General features: G+C 72.3%; 5 protein-coding genes. All 5 read right to left on the minus strand.

All coding sequences use genetic code 11. From position 1 onward, the window contains the following. A partial coding sequence (locus tag B0W88_RS30785) for a cobalamin biosynthesis protein (protein WP_144007101.1) occupies positions 1-211 on the minus strand: 211 nt, incomplete at its 3' end. Further along, positions 211-999, minus strand: a complete 789-nt coding sequence (locus B0W88_RS30790; RefSeq protein WP_369973968.1) for an ABC transporter ATP-binding protein — start codon at positions 997-999, stop codon at positions 211-213. The genes B0W88_RS30785 and B0W88_RS30790, both read right to left, overlap by 1 nt. After that, positions 996-1,973 (minus strand): iron ABC transporter permease, encoded by a 978-nt coding sequence (locus B0W88_RS30795; protein WP_077038294.1) that lies wholly within the window; start codon positions 1,971-1,973, stop codon positions 996-998. The genes B0W88_RS30790 and B0W88_RS30795 overlap by 4 nt, the downstream gene beginning before the upstream one ends. Continuing rightward, a complete protein-coding gene (locus tag B0W88_RS30800; protein ID WP_077038295.1) occupies positions 1,970-2,836 on the minus strand; it encodes an ABC transporter substrate-binding protein in 867 nt (288 codons plus the stop codon). The genes B0W88_RS30795 and B0W88_RS30800 overlap by 4 nt, the downstream gene beginning before the upstream one ends. Further along, the coding region (locus tag B0W88_RS30805; RefSeq protein WP_198937989.1) for a bifunctional adenosylcobinamide kinase/adenosylcobinamide-phosphate guanylyltransferase at positions 2,833-3,185 on the minus strand (353 nt) is incomplete at its 5' end. The genes B0W88_RS30800 and B0W88_RS30805, both read right to left, overlap by 4 nt.

The raw sequence follows: 3,185 nt of genomic DNA on the forward strand, positions 1-3,185 counted from the left end.
AGGCAAGCGCGCCGACGAGGGCTGCACCGCTGAGCCAGGCCAGCGCGCCGCCGATGAAGGCGGGCGCCGGCCGCAGCCGCTCGATCCTCGCGCCGATGACGCTCAGGTAACGGCCCATGCCGACGACAGGATGGATCGCCGCCGGCGGCTCGCCGAACAGCCGGTCCAGCCCCAGCGCGAGCGCGATGGCCAGCGCGTTCATCATCATCATCAGTCGATCCGCGGCAGGGCCAGCCATTGCGACTCGATCTTCAGCAGCGTCAGGCGCTGGTCGAAGACCTTCTGCAGCGCGGCGTGCGTGGCGGGGCTGTCGGGTGCGCCGTGGTGCTGCACGCGGCCGTTGGCCATCACGACCAGCTCGTCGGCCCTCAGGGCGACGTTGAGCTCATGCAGCACGCTGACGACGGTGGTCCCGTCGGCCACCAGCCGGCGCACGATGCCGATCCAGTCGCCCTGGTGCGGCGGGTCCAGGTGGGCCAGCGGCTCGTCCATCAGCAGCAGCGGCGCCTGAACGGCCAGCGCGCGGGCCAGCAGCACGCGCTGCCGCTCGCCGCCGGAGAGGGTGGACAGGCGCCGCGTGCGCCAGGACCAGCACTGGGTCTGCTCCATCGCCGTGCGCACCGCGAGCCGGTCGGCCTCGTCGGGCGCGGCGAGCCAGGCCTGGTGCGGCAGGCGGCCGAGCAGCACGACGTCCAGCGCCGTGAGGTCGTCGGCGCCGCTCTCGTTCTGGCCCAGCCAGGCGATGGTGCGGGCGCGTTCCTTGGCGGGCCAGTCGCGCAGCGGGCGGCCCTGCAGGTCGAGGCGGCCATCCGCCGGCAGCAGGCCCGCCAGGGCACGCAGCAGCGTGGATTTGCCGGCGCCATTGGGCCCGACGATGGCGGTCCAGCGGCCCGCCGGGAATTCCAGCGCGACGTCGTGCAGGATCTCGTGGCCCTGCAGCTCGACCCGGCGCAGCGAACAGCTGAGCGCCGTCATCAGCAGCGTCTCATCACTGTTCATGACTGCCTCCGCAGCCTGCGGTTCATCAGCACCAGCAGGTACACGCCGCCGACGATCGAGGTGACGATGCCCACCGGCAGTTCCTGCGGCGCCAGCAGCCAGCGCGCGACGATGTCGGCCGCCAGCAGCAGGGCGCCGCCGGTGCAGGCCGAGAGCAGCAGCAGCCGTCCGTGGGTGGTCGGGCAGAGGTTGCGCACCAGGTGCGGCGCCACCAGGCCGACGAAGGCGATCATGCCGGCCTGAGCCACCGCGGTGCCGGTGGCCACGGCGAAGGCCGCGATCAGCACCATGCGCATCAGGCCCAGGCGCACGCCCAGCGACTGCGCGGTGGCCTCGCCCAGCGTCAGCGCATCGAGCGCGCGGCTGCCGCCTAACGCAATGGCCAGACTGACCACGAGCGCGCCGCTCATCAGCGTGACGCCGGGCCAGCCCAGCAGGCCGGTCGAGCCGAGCAGGAAGGCCTGCATCTCGCGCATGATGTCGGCCTTCATCAGCATCAGCAGGTTGGTGCCCGCGGTCAGCACGACGCCGACGACCACGCCGGCCAGCAGCAGGCGCAGCGTGTGCTCCGCGCCGCGGGCCAGCATCAGCGTCAGCAGCACGCCGGCGAGGCAGCCGAGGAAGGCGGCGCTGGACAGGCCCAGCTTGTGCAAGCCGATCGACGTGCCGATGGCGCTGCCGAACACCGTCAGCGAGAGCGCCACGCCCAGGCCCGCGCCGGCCGCGCCGCCGAGCAGATACGGGTCGGCCAGCGGGTTGCGGAACAGGCCCTGCGCGATCGCGCCGGCCAGGCCCAGCAGCGCGCCGGCGCACCAGGCGCCCAGCGAGCGGGGCAGGCGGATCTCCCACATGATCTGGCGGGCCATCTCGTCGTCGGCCCACGCAAAGCCCGTGCTGCCGATGGCGATGCCCAGCACGAGCAGCGCGGCCGAGAGCAGCAGCAGGATGACCAGCAGGGGCGTGGGCCGGGTCATTTCGGGGCGGCGCTCTCGCGCAGGCAGCGCGCCATGATCTGCGCCGCTTCCGCCAGGCGCGGGCCGGGCCGCACCAGCACGTCGCCCTCCTCCCGGGTGAAGACGCAGATGCGCTTGTCGCGCACCGCCGAGATGCGCTGCCAGCCCGGCCGGTCGACGACGCCCGCGGCATCGCGCTGGCCCATCATGATGACCTGCGGGTCGGCCTTGACGACGAACTCCGGATTGATCTTCGGGAACGGGCCCATGCTGGCAGGGAGGATGTTGCGGGCGCCGAGCCGGCTCAGGATCTCGCCCATGAAGGAGGACTCGCCGGCGCCGTAAGGACCGCTGGCCACCTCATAGTAGACCCGCACGCCGCGGGCCTTCTCGGGCAGACTCTGCGCCGCGGCGCCGACGCCCGCCTCGATGCGTCGCCAGACCCGCTCCGCATCGCCGACCTGCAGCAGCGTGCCCAGCTTGGCGAGCACGCGCTGCACGTCCCGGTAGGACTTGCTGTCCATCACCACGACGGTGAGGCCCAGCGACTGCAAGCGCTCGGCCACGCGCGAGGACGGCGCCACCAGCACCAGGTCGGGCTTCAGCGCGGCGATCATCTCGACGTTGGTGTCGTCCATGCCGCCCAGCTTGGGCAGTGCGTTGACGGCGGCCGGATAGTTGGAATAGCGGTCAACGCCGACGAGCTTGCCGCAGGCGCCCAGCTCGCAGACCGACTCGGTCAGCGAGGGCACCATGCTGACGATGCGGCGCGGCGGCGCGGACCACTGGCTGGTGCGGCCGAGGTCGTCCTTCAGCTCGTAGGCGTGTGCGCTCGGGATGAGCGTCAGCAGCAGCAGGGCGGACAGGAACAGGCGACGTTTCATGCGGGGATCTCGAGGGGCCGGCCGGCCACCATCAGCGTGAGTGTGGCGCAGCGGGCAGCCACGTCCTGGTTCAGGCGACCGAGTTCGTCGACGAAGTGGCGAGCCTCGCGCGTCATCGGCGAGATGCCCCAGCCGACCTCGTTGGAGACGAGGAGGGCCGGGCCGGGCAGGCGGGGCAGGGCGTCGAGCAGGGCCGCTCGCTCGCGCTGCCAGGCCTGCTCGTCGGCGGCGCCGTTCATCGGCATCAGCCAGTTGGTCAGCCACAACGTCAGGCAGTCGACCAGCAGGATGCGCTGAGGATCGGCGTTAGCGAGCAGCGCCCCGGCCAGTGCCAGCGGGGCTTCGACGG

Origin of the sequence: Pelomonas sp. KK5 (assembly GCF_001984095.1) — a bacterium.
Classification (GTDB): Bacteria; Pseudomonadota; Gammaproteobacteria; order Burkholderiales; family Burkholderiaceae_C; genus KK5.

Excerpts from the sequence above, each read along its gene's own strand:
- B0W88_RS30790 (WP_369973968.1), bottom strand. The coding sequence starts at position 999 with ATGAACAGTGATGAGACGCTGCTGATGACGGCGCTCAGCTGTTCGCTG.
- B0W88_RS30795 (WP_077038294.1), bottom strand. The coding sequence starts at position 1,973 with ATGACCCGGCCCACGCCCCTGCTGGTCATCCTGCTGCTGCTCTCGGCC.
- B0W88_RS30800 (WP_077038295.1), bottom strand. The coding sequence starts at position 2,836 with ATGAAACGTCGCCTGTTCCTGTCCGCCCTGCTGCTGCTGACGCTCATC.